At 42.3% G+C, this 17,867-nt stretch carries 15 protein-coding genes; 12 read left to right on the top strand and 3 right to left on the bottom strand.

Annotation, left to right across the window (positions count from 1 at the left end; genetic code table 11):
- Nucleotides 1-93 precede the first annotated feature (93 nt).
- The 9 genes from VYM24_RS23420 (at nt 94) to VYM24_RS23380 (ending at nt 8,928) form a co-directional block, all read left to right on the top strand.
- Complete coding sequence (locus VYM24_RS23420) at nt 94-1,299, top strand: 6-bladed beta-propeller (RefSeq protein WP_299089668.1); 1,206 nt, start codon at nt 94-96, stop codon at nt 1,297-1,299.
- 3 nt (nt 1,300-1,302) lie between these two features.
- Nucleotides 1,303-2,490, top strand: a complete 1,188-nt coding sequence (locus VYM24_RS23415) for a TolB-like 6-bladed beta-propeller domain-containing protein (RefSeq protein ID WP_299089670.1) — start codon at nt 1,303-1,305, stop codon at nt 2,488-2,490.
- Nucleotides 2,491-2,559: 69 nt separating this feature from the next.
- Entirely contained in the window at nt 2,560-2,973 is a 414-nt protein-coding gene (locus VYM24_RS23410; protein WP_044263297.1) for a hypothetical protein, read from the top strand.
- 146 nt (nt 2,974-3,119) lie between these two features.
- Complete coding sequence (locus tag VYM24_RS23405; RefSeq protein WP_299089676.1) at nt 3,120-3,752, top strand: DedA family protein; 633 nt, start codon at nt 3,120-3,122, stop codon at nt 3,750-3,752.
- A 34-nt stretch (nt 3,753-3,786) separates the two neighbouring features.
- Nucleotides 3,787-4,434: a DUF47 domain-containing protein gene (locus VYM24_RS23400; protein ID WP_291549373.1), complete on the top strand. Its 648-nt coding sequence runs from the start codon at nt 3,787-3,789 to the stop codon at nt 4,432-4,434.
- A 14-nt stretch (nt 4,435-4,448) separates the two neighbouring features.
- Nucleotides 4,449-5,471, top strand: a complete 1,023-nt coding sequence (locus VYM24_RS23395) for an inorganic phosphate transporter (RefSeq protein ID WP_291549374.1) — start codon at nt 4,449-4,451, stop codon at nt 5,469-5,471.
- A 131-nt stretch (nt 5,472-5,602) separates the two neighbouring features.
- Nucleotides 5,603-6,259, top strand: a complete 657-nt coding sequence (gene fsa, locus VYM24_RS23390) for a fructose-6-phosphate aldolase (RefSeq protein ID WP_007214717.1) — start codon at nt 5,603-5,605, stop codon at nt 6,257-6,259.
- A 113-nt stretch (nt 6,260-6,372) separates the two neighbouring features.
- Nucleotides 6,373-8,250 carry an LTA synthase family protein gene (locus tag VYM24_RS23385; RefSeq protein ID WP_330941033.1) on the top strand — a complete coding sequence of 626 codons (1,878 nt, stop codon included), beginning with the start codon at nt 6,373-6,375 and terminating at the stop codon, nt 8,248-8,250.
- A gap of 6 nt (nt 8,251-8,256) precedes the next feature.
- The gene (locus VYM24_RS23380) at nt 8,257-8,928 is read left to right on the top strand and encodes a phosphatase PAP2 family protein (RefSeq protein ID WP_299089688.1); all 672 of its coding nucleotides are present in this window, start codon (nt 8,257-8,259) and stop codon (nt 8,926-8,928) included.
- A 2-nt stretch (nt 8,929-8,930) separates the two neighbouring features.
- Here the strand turns inward: VYM24_RS23380 and VYM24_RS23375 are convergent, their stop codons facing one another.
- Nucleotides 8,931-11,471, bottom strand: a complete 2,541-nt coding sequence (locus VYM24_RS23375; RefSeq protein ID WP_425286616.1) for a carboxypeptidase-like regulatory domain-containing protein — start codon at nt 11,469-11,471, stop codon at nt 8,931-8,933.
- A 423-nt stretch (nt 11,472-11,894) separates the two neighbouring features.
- Complete coding sequence (locus VYM24_RS23370) at nt 11,895-12,764, bottom strand: GLPGLI family protein (protein ID WP_330941032.1); 870 nt, start codon at nt 12,762-12,764, stop codon at nt 11,895-11,897.
- Nucleotides 12,765-12,978: 214 nt separating this feature from the next.
- Here VYM24_RS23370 and VYM24_RS23365 point away from each other — a divergent pair, with 214 nt between their 5' ends.
- Together VYM24_RS23365 and VYM24_RS23360 are read left to right on the top strand one after the other, a co-directional pair.
- A complete protein-coding gene (locus VYM24_RS23365) occupies nt 12,979-14,505 on the top strand; it encodes a sensor histidine kinase (protein ID WP_291549382.1) in 1,527 nt (508 codons plus the stop codon).
- Between the two features lie 89 nt (nt 14,506-14,594).
- Nucleotides 14,595-15,275 carry a response regulator transcription factor gene (locus VYM24_RS23360; RefSeq protein ID WP_299089694.1) on the top strand — a complete coding sequence of 227 codons (681 nt, stop codon included), beginning with the start codon at nt 14,595-14,597 and terminating at the stop codon, nt 15,273-15,275.
- 6 nt (nt 15,276-15,281) lie between these two features.
- Here VYM24_RS23360 and VYM24_RS23355 read toward each other — a convergent pair whose 3' ends face one another.
- Nucleotides 15,282-16,454: an RtcB family protein gene (locus tag VYM24_RS23355; RefSeq protein WP_291549386.1), complete on the bottom strand. Its 1,173-nt coding sequence runs from the start codon at nt 16,452-16,454 to the stop codon at nt 15,282-15,284.
- Between the two features lie 102 nt (nt 16,455-16,556).
- Between VYM24_RS23355 and VYM24_RS23350 the strand changes: the two genes are divergently transcribed.
- Nucleotides 16,557-17,579 carry a helix-turn-helix transcriptional regulator gene (locus VYM24_RS23350; protein WP_291549454.1) on the top strand — a complete coding sequence of 341 codons (1,023 nt, stop codon included), beginning with the start codon at nt 16,557-16,559 and terminating at the stop codon, nt 17,577-17,579.
- Nucleotides 17,580-17,867: the final 288 nt, after the last annotated feature.

Below are 17,867 nucleotides of genomic sequence, written 5' to 3'. Positions count from 1 at the left end.
TTGATAACTTATACCTTTTGTCTATAAGATAATTTGTATTTCCTTCCTTGTCCAGCTATCTTTGCCTCATTGTTTCATGTAAAAAATAAAAATATGAAAAGCAAACAATGGAAAAGTGCAGGACTGATATGCCTGATGTTTATTGGAGGGTTGAGTTCTTGTACAAATGGTGGACAAGGATCAAAAGGTGATGTATTAGACGCACAACCGATAGTTGGTTCGGTGGAGATTTTAAACGGAGATTCTGTATGGGTTTGCAACCTATCGGCACTGAAAGATACATTAGTACTTCCATTGAGTTATTTTGCAGATGAATTGCAGATTGTGAAGTTGGATAACCGGGATGAAGCATTGGTGCCTGTGCGGAATGTGATTGTTTCTGACAATTATATATTGGTACGGGGCAAAGACCAAACTCCTTTTAAGCTTTTCGATAAATCAGGGAAGTTTCTTGGCAATGTGGGGGCGTTTGGACAAGGTCCCGGTGAGTATCAGTTGATTTATGATGCCCAAATAGACGAGGCCGGTGGGCGTATATATTTGCTTCCATGGAATGCAAGATCTCTGCTAGCCTATGATTTGAAAGGACAGGCTGTACAGAACATTCCATTACTTGGTTTGGTGCCGAAAGGTGTCTTCAAGGCAAATACAAAGGATTCTCTTTTGTCTGTATTCCTTCTGCCTTTTGATTATTTGCCGTATGTGGCATGGACTCAGAAGTTCAGTGGAGAAATACAAGATACGATACGTTCACGCCATCTGGCCTTAAAACCTGATTTTAGCAATGAGGTACACAGTAATAAGAATGGTGCTGATTTTGATGTATCTCTTTCCCCATTCTGGGAACGCCGTTCGGATAGCCTTTATCATTATGCCAACGGGCGTTTGAATCCTCGTTTCACTATGAGTTTTGCTAAGAAAGAGGTTCCTATCCATGATTATAGGGAACTTCCACATCATTTCTTGGGAAGTATATTTGTAGAAAAACAAGTGGCTGAAAATAATTTTACGACTGAGGCTCCTGCTGATTTTGTCATAGATAAACAGTCTTTGAAAGGGGCTTTCTATAAAGTAGAGAATGACTATCTGGGAAATTTACCTATTTCTTGGTTTTCAGACTGTTGCTCAAACGGATATTATACGGCCAACATGGAGCCTGTAACTCTGAAAGAAACATTGGAAAAATATCTGGTAGATACTAAAGACATTTCTGCTGCTGACCGGGAACGTATACAAAAGCTGGCAGATAGCATTCATGAGAATGACAATAACTATATTCTGTACGCTAAGTTGAAATAATAAATGAAACACTTACTTTACATTATATTGCTGTCTCTATTGTTTCTCTCTGCCTGCAAGCCGCGGGCAGAGCAGAAGCAACGGGAGGCGAACGACACGATTATTGCAGAAACTCCGAAGGTGATACAAGATGCTCCTTTGGTGGCCGGATGTGTGACATTAAAAGATGAGGATTTTGGAGAACTTATAGAATTGGCTGGTATTCATCAAATATTAGATGAAGAAGGTCCTATCTTCAAAATGTCAGAACCGGAAATGCTGATTAGGAATGGATATTTCCTTTTGCAAAATCGTCCAGCCATGTCTTATAAACGCCGTTCAGATGGAACTGTTGAAATCCTGAAGCCGGCAGATGAAGGTCTCGATTGTTTCTTTCACTGGTATAGCTTGCCGGATTTCCGTTATATTACTTCTTTCGGAATAGGAGGAAATGGACCCAGTGAATTTAACTATCCCCATCTGGTACCTTCCAGTGTGTCTACTCCCGATACATATGTATATGAAACCAGCACTATGCAACTGTTTGAAACCGATACGACAGGTGTCTTTAAACCTTTGCCCTTTACTTTTAAGTCAGAAAAAGGTTCTTCTTATTCTGACCGGCAGATATGTGCAGTTTCCCGGGATATTTTCTATTATGCTGATAATGTATCAGGAGGAAAAGCCATTATTCGTGCTGTTTATCAAGGGGACAGTTTGCATACAGAGCAGATATATAATCTTGCATTTAGTAAAAAACATCGTTCCTGGAGTCCGTATATTGGCGATTTTATTGTTTCTCCTTCCGGTAACCGGATGGTATATGCCTATAAATATTTTCGTAAAGTCTTGGTAATGGATACATCTGCTCAAACCGTACGAGATATTACTTTTGTTGCTGACGGTGTGGAAGTCAAGAATGATATACTAACATTAGGTCCGGATAATGTGACTTATTATTGGGGAATATCTGCTACGGATGATTATTTCTTCCTGACTTATAGCGGACGTACTCCACTTCAGGTATCACATGAGAACGGTAAAAGTGACGGATATATCTTTGTGGAGCAATATGATTGGGGCGGTAATCCGGTAGCACGTTATAAACTTGACCATTGGGGCAGGGTTGTATCAGATGGGAAGCGATTGTATCAGGTATGTTATATGTATGACGATCCGCTCTTTTTGTATATATTACCCGGAAAAGAATAAAAGAGGTCCGTAAGATAAAAGGCCAAAATGATTCATCTCTGAAAAATACTTTTTATATTTGCAGCCGTTATGGCGAAGTATATACTTTTATTTTGCATATTGTTAGGTGTATTCCTTGTATCGGGATTCGAGTCTGTATCCGGTGATGTGAAGGAGTATGAGGAACTTTGTGTAACAGACCTGCAGCAGGGTAGGACGGAATGTAATATATCTGAGGCAGGTGCAGAGCAATGTAGGAAAGTTGTCTATGGCGGAGAATATGCAAGTAAGGCTATTGGAAATATAGCAACATCCGTTTCACGCAGTAATATTCCTTCTTCACAAGTTCTAAGATTTAATGCCCTTTCAGTTGTAGCAAAGATCGTCAAATCCATAAAGGTGCTACTTCCCGAAGAAAAAAGAATGTCTTTTCCGTATCAACTCTCTCTTACTCACTATTCCAGTAGATACTATATCTATGCGTTAAGACATATTATTATTTAATTTTTCTCTTTTCTATAAGGCATTTAGTGTGTCTTATATCTTCTTATTACTTCAATTCATATGTATTCCTCTCATTGAGAATAACTGGAAAGTCATATCTCTGTTGTGGAATATGTATATACTTATATGTTAATACTCAATAGATAATGGAATTTATATTAGATTTTATTCTTCACATTGATCAATATATGATAAACATTGTGCAGGAATATCATGCCTGGACTTACATAATATTGTTCATAATCATTTTTTGTGAAACGGGATTGGTTGTTACTCCTTTTCTTCCGGGAGATTCATTACTCTTTGTGGCGGGAGCTATTGCCTCGTTACCCGGGACGCCTCTTGAGGTAAATATTCTTGTTTTGATCTTGTTTTTCGCCGCAGTTTTGGGAGATTCTTGTAATTATATGATAGGGCATCTCTTCGGGCGCAAATTGTTCAATAATCCCAATTCTAAAATATTCAAACAAAGTCATTTGAATAAAACACATGAATTTTATAAAAAGTATGGAGGCAAGACTATAATAATAGCCAGGTTTGTCCCTATTGTGCGCACTTTTGCTCCGTTTGTAGCAGGAATGGGTAAAATGCATTACTATTATTTTATGGTATACAATCTGATAGGAGGTGCAGCTTGGGTGGCACTTTTCTGCTATGCCGGATATTTCTTCGGAGACCTCCCGATTGTGCAGGAAAATCTTAAATTGTTGATTGTGGCAATTATAGTTATATCCATATTACCTGCCATTATAGAGGTGATACGGGCAAAAAAGAAATAAAAAAAAACAGAAATAATTTGATATATTTATTCTTATGAAAAATTCTTTTTTTAGCAGGTTTACTCCCAAAGAACCTAAGTTCTTTCCTCTGTTGAAGCAATTGTCTGAGATTTTGTCTGCATCATCTACTCTTTTGGTAGAAAGTTTACAACATGATAAACCGGAGGAGAGAGCAGATTATTATAAAAGAATAAAAGACCTGGAACGTGAGGGGGATAAATTAACTCATTTAATCCTTGATGAGCTTGGAACTACTTTTATTACTCCTTTTGACCGTGAAGATATTCATGCGTTGGCTTCAACCATGGATGACGTTATAGACGGGATAAACAGTTGTGCCAAACGTATTAATATCTATAATCCCCGCCCGATTTCCGATAGCGGAAAAGAGTTGAGTCGCCTGATTCAACAGGAGGCTGTATATATTGGCAAGGCGATGGATGAACTTGAAACTTTCCGCCAGAAACCGGCCGCATTGCGTGGATACTGCAATAAGTTACATGATATAGAAAATCAGGCAGATGATGTATATGAACACTTTATCACGAAGCTTTTTGAAGAAGAAAAGGATTGCATTGAACTTATCAAGATTAAAGAGATCATGTATGAATTGGAAAAAACAACCGATGTGGCAGAGCAGGTAGGTAAGATACTAAAGAATCTGATTATAAAATATGCATAGAAGAAGCTGAGAACATGGAATTATTAGTAATAATTATTGTACTGGCTCTGATATTCGACTATATCAATGGCTTCCACGATGCGGCAAATTCAATAGCCACTATTGTGTCGACCAAAGTTCTTACTCCCTTTCAGGCAGTAATATGGGCGGCTTTCTTTAACTTCGTTGCCTTTTTTATTGCCAAATATTTAATCGGTGGTTTCGGTATAGCCAATACTGTGTCCAAGACTGTGATGGAACAGTTTATTACACTGCCGATTATATTATCCGGAGTGATTGCTGCCATAGTATGGAATCTGTTTACCTGGTGGAGAGGTATTCCCTCATCTTCTTCCCATACCCTTATTGGCGGATTTGCAGGAGCCGCCATAATGGCTCATGGTTTCGATGCTATTCAATTCAATATCATTCTGAAGATTGCGGCTTTCATATTTCTTGCTCCTTTGATAGGAATGATTATTGCCTTCGGATTTACATTGTTGGTTCTTTATGCTTGTCGGCGTGCACATCCCCATACGGCTGAAGTCTGGTTTAAGAAATTGCAACTTGTCTCTTCGGCCATGTTCAGTATAGGGCATGGTTTGAATGATTCGCAAAAAGTAATGGGTATTATAGCAGCAGCTATGATAGCAGCCCATTCGGAAGGCTTGGGAATGGGAATAAACAGTATTGAGGATTTACCGGATTGGGTGGCATTTTCCTGTTTTACTGCCATTTCGCTTGGTACAATGTCCGGTGGGTGGAAGATTGTGAAAACGATGGGTACCAGGATTACCAAAGTAACACCTTTGGAAGGTGTTGTCGCGGAAACAGCCGGTGCTTTTACTTTATATCTTACGGAATTCTTGAAAATTCCGGTGAGTACTACACATACAATTACCGGAGCTATTATTGGAGTCGGTGCTACCAAAAGACTCTCCGCTGTACGTTGGGGAGTGACAAGAAGTCTGATGATTGCTTGGGTGCTGACTATCCCGGTGAGTGGGCTTTTGGCAGCCGGAGTTTATTGGATTATTGGCTTGTTCTGTTCTTTATAAGGATAAAATAGCATGCACTGAAAACATTTAACTAAACTATCTGTTCTTATTATATATGCTTCACATTCGTAAATTCAATTAGTTTGATGTAGCATGATTATCTTTTAAATCATAATAAAACAGTTTATGCCATGAAGTTTTTTATTGACACTGCAAATTTAGATCAAATCCGGGAGGCTTATGATATGGGCGTTCTTGATGGAGTGACAACCAATCCTTCGCTCATGGCGAAAGAAGGTATCAAAGGAGTAGATAACCAGCGGAAACATTATGTCGAAATCTGCAACATCGTGCAAGGCGATGTCAGTGCCGAAGTAATTGCTACGGATTATGAAGGTATGATTAAGGAAGGTGAAGAACTTGCTGCACTCAACCCTCACATCGTAGTAAAAGTTCCCTGTATTGCCGACGGTATCAAGGCTGTCAAATATTTCACTTCCAAAGGGATCCGTACCAATTGCACATTAGTATTTTCCGTAGGACAAGCATTGCTGGCCGCCAAGGCAGGAGCTACTTATGTTTCTCCGTTTGTCGGGCGTCTGGATGACATCTGTGAAGACGGTATTGCACTGGTAGGCAAGATTGTAGAAATGTATCGATATTACGGTTATACTACACAGGTACTTGCAGCTTCCATTCGTCATACAGCGCACATCATGCAATGTATCGAAGTAGGGGCTGATGTAGCAACCTGTCCGTTGTCTGCCATCAAAGGTCTACTTAATCATCCGTTGACGGATTCCGGGTTGAAAAAGTTCCTTGAAGACTATAAACGTGTAAACGGATAATAAAAAATACTCTATAAGCCTATCTTTCACGGTTTTCTTGAACAATATTGGCGTAAAATAGAATAAAACAACTATTTTTGCGCTCAATATAAATATAAAAAGAGAAAAAGCTGATGAAAGAAAGGCTTATTGGATTGATAAAGACGTACATTCTCTTCGTCTGTATCTTTATACTACAGAAACCGTTATTTATACTCTACTACAGTTCTTTGTATGCAGGAACTTCCTGGACAGACCCTTTCAAGGTTATCTGGAATGGTTTACCCCTCGATCTCTCGCTTGCCGGATATTTAACGGCTATTCCCGGACTACTCTTCATAGCGTCCGCCTGGACACTTTCCAAGACACTCCGCCGTATCTGGAACGGCTATTACTTCTTCATCGCTATTTTGCTCGCTGTCATTTTCATTGTTGATATAGGTTTATATGAGTATTGGGGCTTCCGTCTGGATGCTACACCGCTCTTTTATTTCTTCTCTTCTCCCAAAGATGCGCTGGCAAGTATCAGTATATGGCAGGTGCTGGGAGGAATAGTAGCCATGATCCTGTATGCATCATTGCTTTACGCTCTTCTTCTTTGGATACAGAAAGGTATCTGGAAAAGGTTGAAACTGCCTTATCGCCGATTGTCGGTGTCAGGTGTAATGCTGTTACTGACCGGTTTGCTCTTTATTCCTATTCGTGGCGGTTTTACCGTTTCTACAATGAACACCGGCAAAGTTTATTTCAGTTCTAACCAACGCTTGAATCATGCGGCTATCAATCCGGCATTCAGCCTGATGGAATCTCTATCCAAACAAAAAGATTTCGGCAAGCAATATCGTTTTATGGAAGCGGCACAGGCGGATGAGTTGATAAAGAATCTGGTAGATCCGTCAGTGCTGGACAGTACTGTAATGGTTCCTGATACTTTACGTACGACTTTATTCAAGACAGAACGCCCCAATGTTATCTTTGTTATATTGGAGAGCTTCTCATCCAGATTGATGACTACTTTGGGCGGTGAATCGGATATTGCCGTACAGATGGACAGTCTGGCAAAGGAGGGAGTACTTTTTACAAACTTTTATGCCAATAGTTTCCGTACAGACCGTGGACTGGTGGCTATTCTGAGTGGCTATCCCGCACAGCCTACCACGAGTATCATGAAGTATCCCCGTAAGACACAGAATCTTCCTGCTATTGCAGGTAGTCTGCGTGATGCCGGATACCGTACTAAATATTATTATGGAGGTGATGCCGACTTTACGAATATGCGTTCCTATCTGATGTCTTCCGGTTTTGAGCATATTATTTCCGATCAGGACTTTCCCGTATCAGAGCGCTTGAGTAAATGGGGAGCGCATGACCATCTTGTTTTCAACCGTCTGCTGGAAGATATGAAGGCTGAGGCGGCAGACACAGCTTCGGCGGAAAATGCCCGTCCCTTTTTCCAGGTATTGCAAACTTCCAGCAGCCATGAACCCTTTGAAGTTCCGTATCGCCGTCTGGCGAATGATCGTTTAAACGCTTTTGCTTATACTGATAGTTGTGTAGGCGACTTTGTGAAGCGTTTCCGCGAATTGCCCCAATGGAAGAATACAGTGCTGGTATTGGTTCCCGACCACCTGGGCGCGTATCCTGAATATCTGAATTATCTATCGGTAGAACGTTACCAAATTCCCCTGTTATTGATAGGAGGTGCGGTTAGCGAACCAAGACGCATTGATATATATGGTTCCCAACATGATATTGCGGCTACTTTATTGGCACAATTATCATTGCCACATCAGGATTTTGTGTTCAGTAAAGATATGCTGAATCCGGCTTCTCCACATTTTGCATTCTTTGCCGTGCCGGATGCCTTTGGTATGGTGACACCGGACAATCAGTTGATATTTAACTGCGAAGCTAATGCCGTGGCAGTAGATGAAGGCAGTACGAAAGGCAAGAACTTGCTGCCGGGCAAGGCCTATTTGCAGAAATTATATGATGATATTGCTAAAAGATAAAACAAGATGATGCTATTAGAAGTATTGAATGAGGTTGTTGACATTGATACTGACATATTCCTCTCCATCAACCGGATGCACAGTCCGTTCTTTGATTATTTCATGAGTACCTACAGTGGTAAATGGATTTGGATACCCATGTATGCCGCCATTTGGTACGTGATGCTACGCAATTTCCATTGGAAAGTGACTTTGTTCTGCATGGTCGCCCTGGCACTCGTAATTACCATTGCCGACCAGACGGGGGCAACATTGATACGTCCGTATGTGGAACGTCTCCGCCCTTCCAATCTGGAAAATCCTATATCCGATATGGTGCATATTGTAAACGGACGTCGGGGAGGACGTTATGGTTTCCCGTCTTGCCATGCTGCCAATACTTTCGGGCTGGCATTCTTTATCTGGTTTCTTTTCCGTAAACGATGGCTCACCGTATTTATGATGGGGTGGGCGTTGCTGACCTGCTATTCACGTATCTACCTGGGAGTACATTATCCGGGCGATCTCATAGTGGGAACACTGATCGGATTATTTGCCGCATATATTGTATACCGCCTTTTCCTGAAAGTCAGCGGACATAAGACTATGGAGAAAGTTCCTCACATTTATGCTCCGATACTGGTGGGCGGACTGACGATAGTGGGGATACTGATATATTCCACGGTGATGATCTTATAGATTCAGAACTGATAATTGGCTGTTACCATCGCTTCCCTCGGACGTATATTTAGCCGTGAAGTGTAACTTTGCGTGGCGGAATACGTTGTGTAAGCATACTCTTTTTTGTTGAAGAGATTGTTGAGGGTTGCTTCCAATCTCCATCTTTTTCTTTTATAGATAAGGGACGCGTCTGCGAATACTGTGTTGAGATGTCTGTTTCCTCTCAAGTCATTCCGGTAATGCTCGCCGGAGAGGCACAGGTCTACTTGCCCGATACTGAATGTGAGATGTAATCGTTGTACGAAGTCCAGTAACGGGGTGAGACGGGTGTCACTTCCTATCTTGCTGCCACCATAGCCTAATGTGGCATGATATTCCGCTTCAAAAACATCTGCGGGCGACCAGATAATTTTAGGCTCTGTCTTCAGATAATCATAACGATAGGTTTGCAGAAGACTTTGCTGATTGCCCTCCCTGTCAGCCAAGCGGGTAAGCTGTTCACCATTGCTACGACTGATTAGTAGGGTGAGTGAGGTTTTCAAATGCCAGTCATATATACCTTTGGACAGGGTACTGCTGAGATTCCAGCTATCGTTATGGTTCGGTAGTTCACGACGGGTGTAGACAATGGCATCTTCGGAAACACTCTGTTCGAAAAGGGTATTCCGATTGTTGCGGCTGTAGGTTAGTGCGGCGGTGATGAAAAATTCCTGTACAGTGTTTTTGTACTCTCCGTAGAGATTGTAGGTTTGCGTGGTGCTGGTAGGGAAAAGTCCGTTGCCGTCTCGCCAGGTGCGGTAATCGGTTTGGTAGAGTCCCGGATACAAGTCGGAGAAGTCTCCTGCTGAACGTTTCAGACTGCCATAAAGGGAGAACGTCCAATGATAATCCAGTTTATAACGCAAATACGTGGACGGATTGAAGAACAGGAACGAACGCTGTTGTGAGAAATACCGTTCTGCTTTCAGAGGAAGGGAAAGCGTAGTCAGCCATTTTCCCCGTTTCAGCTGGAAGTAGGGGGTAAGATATAATGATAGATGCGAAGCATTGAAATCATAGGACTGTCCTGCCGGAGTATATTTCAGGGTAGCCCGTTCTCCTTGTATTCCTGCTTTATATTGTTGGGTAAATCCATTATACTTTCGTAGATATGCGGCACTGTTATCTGTGTAGAAGTTATGCTGGTTGAATTTACTTTTTCCTTCTTCGAGTAGTAAGAATGCAGGCTGGTAAGCATACTGCGCCGCCGAACGGAATTCCCAGGTTCCGCTTTCCCGGTTCCGGATAAGATTGAAGTAGTTTCCGGCACTTAGTTGTGAAGTTTGCAGAGTTTGTCCCAGTTCCTCCGAACGTCCGCGATTTATTTCTCCGTCTACGGTGAAGCGGTTGGATATATAATTCCGGCTGCTGTTATCTTCATAACGCAGTTCCAGATTAGCGATGTCACTTCTTAGACGATAATGGTAGGTTTCGTCTATTTGTATGGTATCTGTCGGTTGATAATAGATTTGGGTATTTCCCCGTTGCTGTTGGATTAGATCATGAGTGTATCCAGCTTGCAGGCGCAAGCTGTGGTCATCATTCCATTTGTACATGCGGTTGCCGTTCAGGGTGTGGGTTTCATTGAATAGCAAGCGATTCTTGTCTAATGGTGCGCTGATGCCCGGCTGGGAGAGAAAACCGGAAAGCGGGACTTGCTGCTGGTTATTTCCCGTCAGTCTTGTTTGCTCGTTGCTGAGGTCTTTGCCATTGTTATTTGTCTTGTAATTATAGACACTCTGTTTTCCTTTACCCAGTTGAAGGGCGTTCAGTCCGCCTTCCCACAGGAGTTTGTCGTTGTTGTCACTCCATCCGGATCCAAGTGTACCGTTTGCTATCCATTGGTCACGTGCTTTCGGGTCCAGTTTCAGGTTCAATGCCACTTCATCGGAATTGATCTTTCCTTTCAAGGCCTTTACTGACTGATAGTTCTCCATGATTTCCGCACTCTTTACGGCTTTGGCACTCAGATTGTTGTTGATTTGGTTATAACGTCCGCCTGTCACATCCATTCCTTCCACAAAATAATGGTCAATGGCCTTCCCTTTATACTTTACCTGTCCGTTTTCATCTATATCCACACCCGGAAGTTTCTTTAATACATCCTTTATGTGTACATCTTTGGATGAGGCAAACTGTGCCAGGTCATATCTCACCGTATCCTTTCGGGTATTGATACGTCCGGGACGTATTTGTACTTCTTTTAGCATAATCGATTCTGCCTGTAGGTTGATATTCAGGGTTCCTGCTGCACTGATATTGCGCATTTCTCTTTTATAGCCTAACAGGGAAATATTAAGCTGCAATGTCCCGTTATGCTTCCAGGGCAGAGAATATTGTCCTTTGGCATCGGTCAGCGTGTAATCTATCATTATGTTTCCGCGTAACACACTGATCATTACAGCTTCCAGCGGTTGATGGGTTTCCGCATCTGTTATTATTCCGCTCAGAGTTTGAGCACGACTAATTGTTGAAAAATAAAGAAAAGAGAGGAAAGCCATAAAGAAAACTGATCTGTTCATATATTCAATTCATTAAAAAAATAAAGGATACGGTTATTAGTCCATCTTTTATCCCAATGATGACTTTGTAAATATATATAAGATAGTAAAAAGTACTTATATATATCTATATTCTGATATCATCACTTTACAGATGAAAATTCCCAAGTTGAGTAGGTGTTAACTCCCCAGCTGGGGAGTAACGCATTCCCCAACTGGGGAGCAACGCACTCTCTAACTGGGGAGTAACGCACTCCCCAGCTGGGGAGTTAACACCCCCCTAAAATGGGAGGTATTACCCCCTCTACAATACACTGTAGCATGGGTTAGCAAAATTCAGCTTGTCCAGTCACTAAAATCAGAAGATAAAGAATAAGGAGATAAATATAGGAAAATAGACGTATATAATTATTGACAATTAGCCTATAGCTTGCAGCTCATAACTCATTCATCCCGTTCCAATGGATTATGAGGAACGTTCTTCGGGTTCTTGGTTGCATTACCGTGTTCATCACTTATTTTAATGGTAACGTTCGGCATACTTCCGGTGATAAATCCTACCGGATCTGCATAATAGCATTCATGTACTTTGTTGTATGCTTTACGATTCATCGGCTCATGCTTCTTTCCATCGAAGAGTATGGGTCTGTAAGTATGGCATTGCTCTACACCTGTGGCGGTGAATGAATAATGCCCTTTACTGTCTATGGCTTTCAGTATCAGCCCTGGCAGTCCGCATAATTTCCAGGGACCTTCGCTGACAGGAATTTCTGTAGTGAACCATGCTGTCCATGTCCGGCCTTTGAACCGGCATTCGGCTTTGCCGCAGAGGTAGGAGAGGATACTGTCATTTTCTGCCAGTATCTTCCACTGCGGACGTTCATCCAGTTCTTCACAACGCAGGCGGGATATGCCTGCTATTTCATCGAGAGTCGTTACTTTTCCGGCAGGATAACCTTTGAAGGTACGTTCGCTCAGTTTGCTTGTTCCGTATTGTTTCAGATGTTCATTAATCGTTTCCTGCGAGGCTTTATTGGCGAAGTCCACTGCCAGTACAGAGTCGCAAACATACTTGGTGTAACTGTAGAACTTAGAGAGATTTTTACCGACTTCCAACATCATAGTTTCTTCCGTAACATTTTCCGGCTTTTCCGTATTGCTGATACAGCGCGTTTCATATTGCACAAGGAGCTGTGCCTCACCGATGGTATCATTCTGGATTTTCGTTCCATCGGAAACGATGATTTGTGCCTTCGCTTGTGATGCAAGCAACATGGCGAGACACAGATTAAGAAAGATAATTCTTGTACTCATAGTTTTACTTTTTAGAGGTTTGACATGCTGTTGCCAGCAAATATTGTAGTGCAAAACTATGCGGATTTTACTTCAGAAGAGGCTGAAAGTTATTACTGAAATATTACTCAATGCATAATATCTGTCTCGCACGTACTTATATTTGCAAGCTAACTTTTACCTTTGCCGCTACTAAATGCAAGTCTTTCTAAGAGAGACTAAAAAAAGAACAATTATGGAACAACGGATTAAGGTCATTTGGATATTCTCCATCATATCGATGCTGCTTATCACCTGCGGACAGATCTACTGGTTACGTAATCAGTATCAGTATATGAATGATGAACAGATCAATGATATTTATGATCGCATCTTGCAGACCACTCAACAGTATGACTCTATCCGTGCTCCTCAACCCAAAAAGGTGCTCAACAATACCAATATGTTTTTCTATCACCTGAGCAAGTCCATTGATTTGGAACAGCGCACCACCATAGATGAAGTGATTTTGGGTGCTCTGAAAGGAAGAGATTTGCAGAACATAGGGGCGAATGTAGAAACTCTCAAGATAGAGACGCAAGATTCGGCTAAGGTGGATGACCAAACAAAGAAAACACAGCGTGAGCAATGGACATTGGATAGTATCATTCCTAAAGAAAGGATCATCGTTATGGATTCATTTAAGATCAATATGTCAGATAAGGATGCTCCTAATCTGAATTCGGTGATTAATCTTTATCGTCTTGAATTGGATGTGCCTTTCGCATTGCAGCAATTTGATTCTTTGCTTGCCATGCGCTTGGACAATCAACCGTTTACTACACATCTGGTGGTTTCCGAAGATTCCATTTACCAGTGGAATGCTGAGCTGAAACGGCAAGGCACATTGTTCAATCCATATATAGAAGTAATGTATCCTTATAATCCCCTGAAACGCCAGTTTGTGCTTGTTTCCGTGAAGGTTTCGCCCCATGCGGTACTTGTGCGTATGGGTTGGCAGTTAGTGGGAAGCACTTGCCTGATCTTTTTGCTGGGGCTTTGTCTGCTGTTTCAGATAAAAACCATCTTGAAGCAACGGCGGATAGACGAACTGCGAAAAAGCTTTGTAAACACTATGATACATGAACTGAAACGTCCCGTCCAGGCTCTGAAAATGTGTATAGCCTTTCTCAATGACAAGTCTATGCGAACAGACGAGAAAGCGATGGATGAAGTGATTCACGATTCCATGTCCGAGCTGGATAACCTGTCGGCCTATCTTTCGAAATTACGTGATATGACGCGTGCCGATGATGAACACACGCAGCTTTCCGTCCGTACATTTGATATAAAGACGAGTTTGGAAAAGCTTGTCCGGCTTTATCATGTCCCTGAGGATAAGGATGTTTCTATTGAAACCCATTTCAGCTCGGAGACTCTGGTAACGGCAGACCCGGTGCATGTTTCCAATATTATCAGTAATTTGATAGAGAACGCCGTGAAGTATTCGGGCAGGTCTGTGCATATTGTTGTAGATTGCCTTTTGCGGGATCACCGGTTGATGATACGGGTGTCTGATGATGGTATCGGTATTCCGGTTTCCGAACAGAATCGTGTATTCGATAAGTTCTATCGGGGCAGTAATCTTCCTGACCGTTCGTTGCCCGGTATTGGTCTGGGGTTGAGTTATGTAAAGTTGCTGGTAGAAGCGCATCATGGAAGTGTCTCTTTAAATAGCCAGGCAGGCAAGGGGACGACGATTGAAATTAATATTCCCCAATGAGGAAGCTACGAGTTACAGGCTACGAGTAACAAGCTACAAGCTACGAGTTGCTACGCTGTACTTGTTCATTTAAAAAAACGTTTAGCTATATGAAAGCTTTGAAAATACTTTTTGCCGATGATGATTTGAAGTACTCGATGCTGTTGAAACGCTTTCTTGAGAAGGAAGGTTATGAGGTGACTTATGCCGGAAACGGTACGATTGCTCTGGAACAGTTTCCGCTTGTAAAGCCCGATTTGGTTTTGCTCGATATCAATATGCCCGGTTACAATGGCTTTGAAGTGGCCGAACGCATCCGCGAGACGGATAAACACGTCCTGATCTTCTTCCTTTCCGACCGTAGCGATAAGGCCGACCGCCTGCAAGGTTTCCAGCTTCGTGCGAACGATTATCTTGCCAAGCCGTTTTATCCGGAAGAACTTATAGCCCGTATCCATGAGCGTTTTACTTCCCAATTTTCCGATACGGTGGAGGAGGAGACTTACCGTTTTGGTCACTCTGTCTTCAATTACAGTACCAATGAAATACGAACGGGAAATAATAAAGTTCTTATTACCTCCCGTCAAGCAGAGATCCTCCGCTTGTTGGCGAAGAATCTCAACTTGGCTGTAGACCGTGACTTGCTGTTGAATACAGTTTGGAGTAGTACTTCTTATGCAAACTCTTTGGCGTTGAACGTGCAGATAACTTATTTGCGCAAGGCGCTTCGCAATGATCCTTCAGTGAAGATAGAATCGTTGATGAAGAAAGGGTATGTATTGAAAGGATAACTAAAGTCATCCTTTGATAACCGCAATCGGCGACAAGGTGGTACGAATCTTTACCAGGTCAGTCTGATTAGCCATAACTTCATCAATATTCTTATAAGCGCCGGCAGCCTCTTCCAAGTCTTGGCGTCCACGAATGGCATGTATGATATTCTGCGATTCAAGACGGGCAATTTCCTCTTCGAGTGATAGACTGCGTACAGCCTCGGAACGGCTCATCGCGCGTCCTGCCCCGTGTGAAGAACTCAAGAAACTTTCCGGATTGCCCAATCCCTCTACTATATAGGAATGTGTACCTTGTGATCCGGGAATAATACCTGTTTCTCCGATACCGGCATGTACAGCTCCCTTCCGGTGTACGATTACATTTTCCCCGAAATGTTCTTCCCATGCAGCATAGTTGTGCGCAATGTTGATCATTGGTTTGAAAGTGGCGTTAGGCAATGCTTCGGCTATTATTTCTTCAATGCGTTCCATCATAAGTTTACGGTTGGCAAGGGCAAAAGCAACGCAATATTCCATTTCCGCCCAGTATTGTTTGAATTCCGGTGCACGTAGCGGGAGGAAAGCGAGTTTTATATCCGACTTTACACTGGAATACCAGCGGGTATTTAGTGTTTCGGCCATCTGGTTATAGTAATCGCCTACCATCTTCCCTAAATTTCGGCTACCGCTATGCAACATAATCCACAGGTAACCGTCATTGCAACGTTGCAGTTCGATGAAGTGGTTGCCACCACCCAGTGTACCGATTTGTTTTCGTGCCGATACTAATTGACGATTTACGACTGTCATTTTCTCTGTATCGAAACCGGTTGGCATGTATTGTTCATCTTGCGCGGTTTTATGATGCTCTCTTCCCAAGGGGATCCGTTTACGTATTCCTCGCATTATCTCTTTGCGAAGTACATCCTGCGGTATTTCTTCAACAAGAAGATTGGTTTTCACGGCACACATACCACAACCTATATCTACTCCTACCGCATTGGGGATTACCGTTCCTTTCGTTGCCAGTACACCACCTATCGGCATACCTTTACCCCCATGTGCATCGGGCATCAGTGCAAGGTGATGGAAAAGGAAAGGTAGTGTTGTCAGGTTGTTTACTTCTTCCCAGGCATGTGCATCCAGTTGGTCTACCCAGAGTTTTACGGGTACATTGTTCATTGTAATAACTTTCATATTTCGATGTCTTTTAAGTTGATGTTACAAAGATTTGCATGGAGGTGCGCAATATTTTTGCGTAGTCTGAATTATTTCTCTATTTTTGGGCAAAAAGTAGATATGCCTGCCAATAGAAACGCATTAATAAGGTATAAGACGATAGATAATTGCCTACGCAATCCTTATCGCCGCTGGACACTGGATGACTTGGTGGAGGCTTGTTCCGAGGCTTTATATGAGTATGAGGGGATAGACAAAGGCATCTCGCGACGCACGGTGCAGATGGATATTCAAGTGATGCGAAGCGAGAAGCTGGGATATAATGCTCCGATCGAAGTGTATGAGAATAAGTATTATCGTTATGCTGAGTCTGACTATACCATAACGCGCCTGCCTCTGTCGCGCAACGATATAGAAGTTCTGTCGGAGGCGGTTAATCTGTTGCGACAGTTTCAGGATTTTGATTACTTCTCGGAGATGGCGGATGTGATTGGCCGCCTGCAGGACAGTGTGGCGGTAGCCCGGCATCATACTCCGGCAGTGATAGACTTCGAACGGAACAAGAACCTGATAGGTTTAGGGTATTTGAATCCCATTTATGATGCCATAGTGCGCCAGCAGACACTGCATTTGCGTTATCGCTCGTTCAATTCGCGCACTGCTAAGGATTATTATATTTATCCTTATCTATTGAAGGAGTATCGTAACCGCTGGTTTGTGTTTGGTGCGCGTGTAGGAGATCGGGAATTGGTGAATTTGGCTCTGGATCGCATCAAGGAGTTACTACTGGCGCCCGAAATACCTTATTATGCAAGTAAAGATTTCCATCCTGATACTTTCTTTGAAGATGTGATTGGGGTGACTAAGCACGAACGTTTGTCTAAGGCGACTATTCGCTTTAAAGCTGATAACCGTCAATCATCGTATATTCGGACTAAACCTTTGCATGCTTCGCAGACGTTGATAGAGCAGTGTGAGGATGGAAGCATGATTTTTGAAATCACTGTGGTTTTAAATCCGGAGCTTTATACGGTGTTGATGGGATTCGGACCGGGGGTAAAAGTGCTGTCACCGGAGAAGGTGGTGGTGGAGATGCGGAGATTATATCAGGAAGGGGCTGAAAACTATAAGAAGCTCCGTTGATTACATTCCGGTAAAGCTTAAAATAACTTGTGAAGCTCCGCTTCGCTAAATTATATTTAGTTCGAAACCGCTCGGTTTTGAGTCAAAAGCCGCATATCCAATTTATTGAGCGAATATCCTGTGGCATCTTTTTCTGTTCAATTCTCATAGGAGTTTTTTCATATATTTGTCAGCACTTCGTCACTCTTGAGGTAAGAGGCAGATCTATAGTATGTTATCAGTGCTGATAGCAGTGACGGTAAGTGCTGACAAGTGTTTTGGCGTCACTGTTTTTATTCTGTTATTTTA

The organism is Bacteroides sp. MSB163 (assembly GCF_036416795.1).
GTDB classification, from domain to species: Bacteria; Bacteroidota; Bacteroidia; order Bacteroidales; family Bacteroidaceae; genus Bacteroides; species Bacteroides maternus.
The sequence above is the reverse complement of the archived record's forward strand: the minus strand, read 5'-3'. Positions and strand labels throughout refer to the sequence as shown.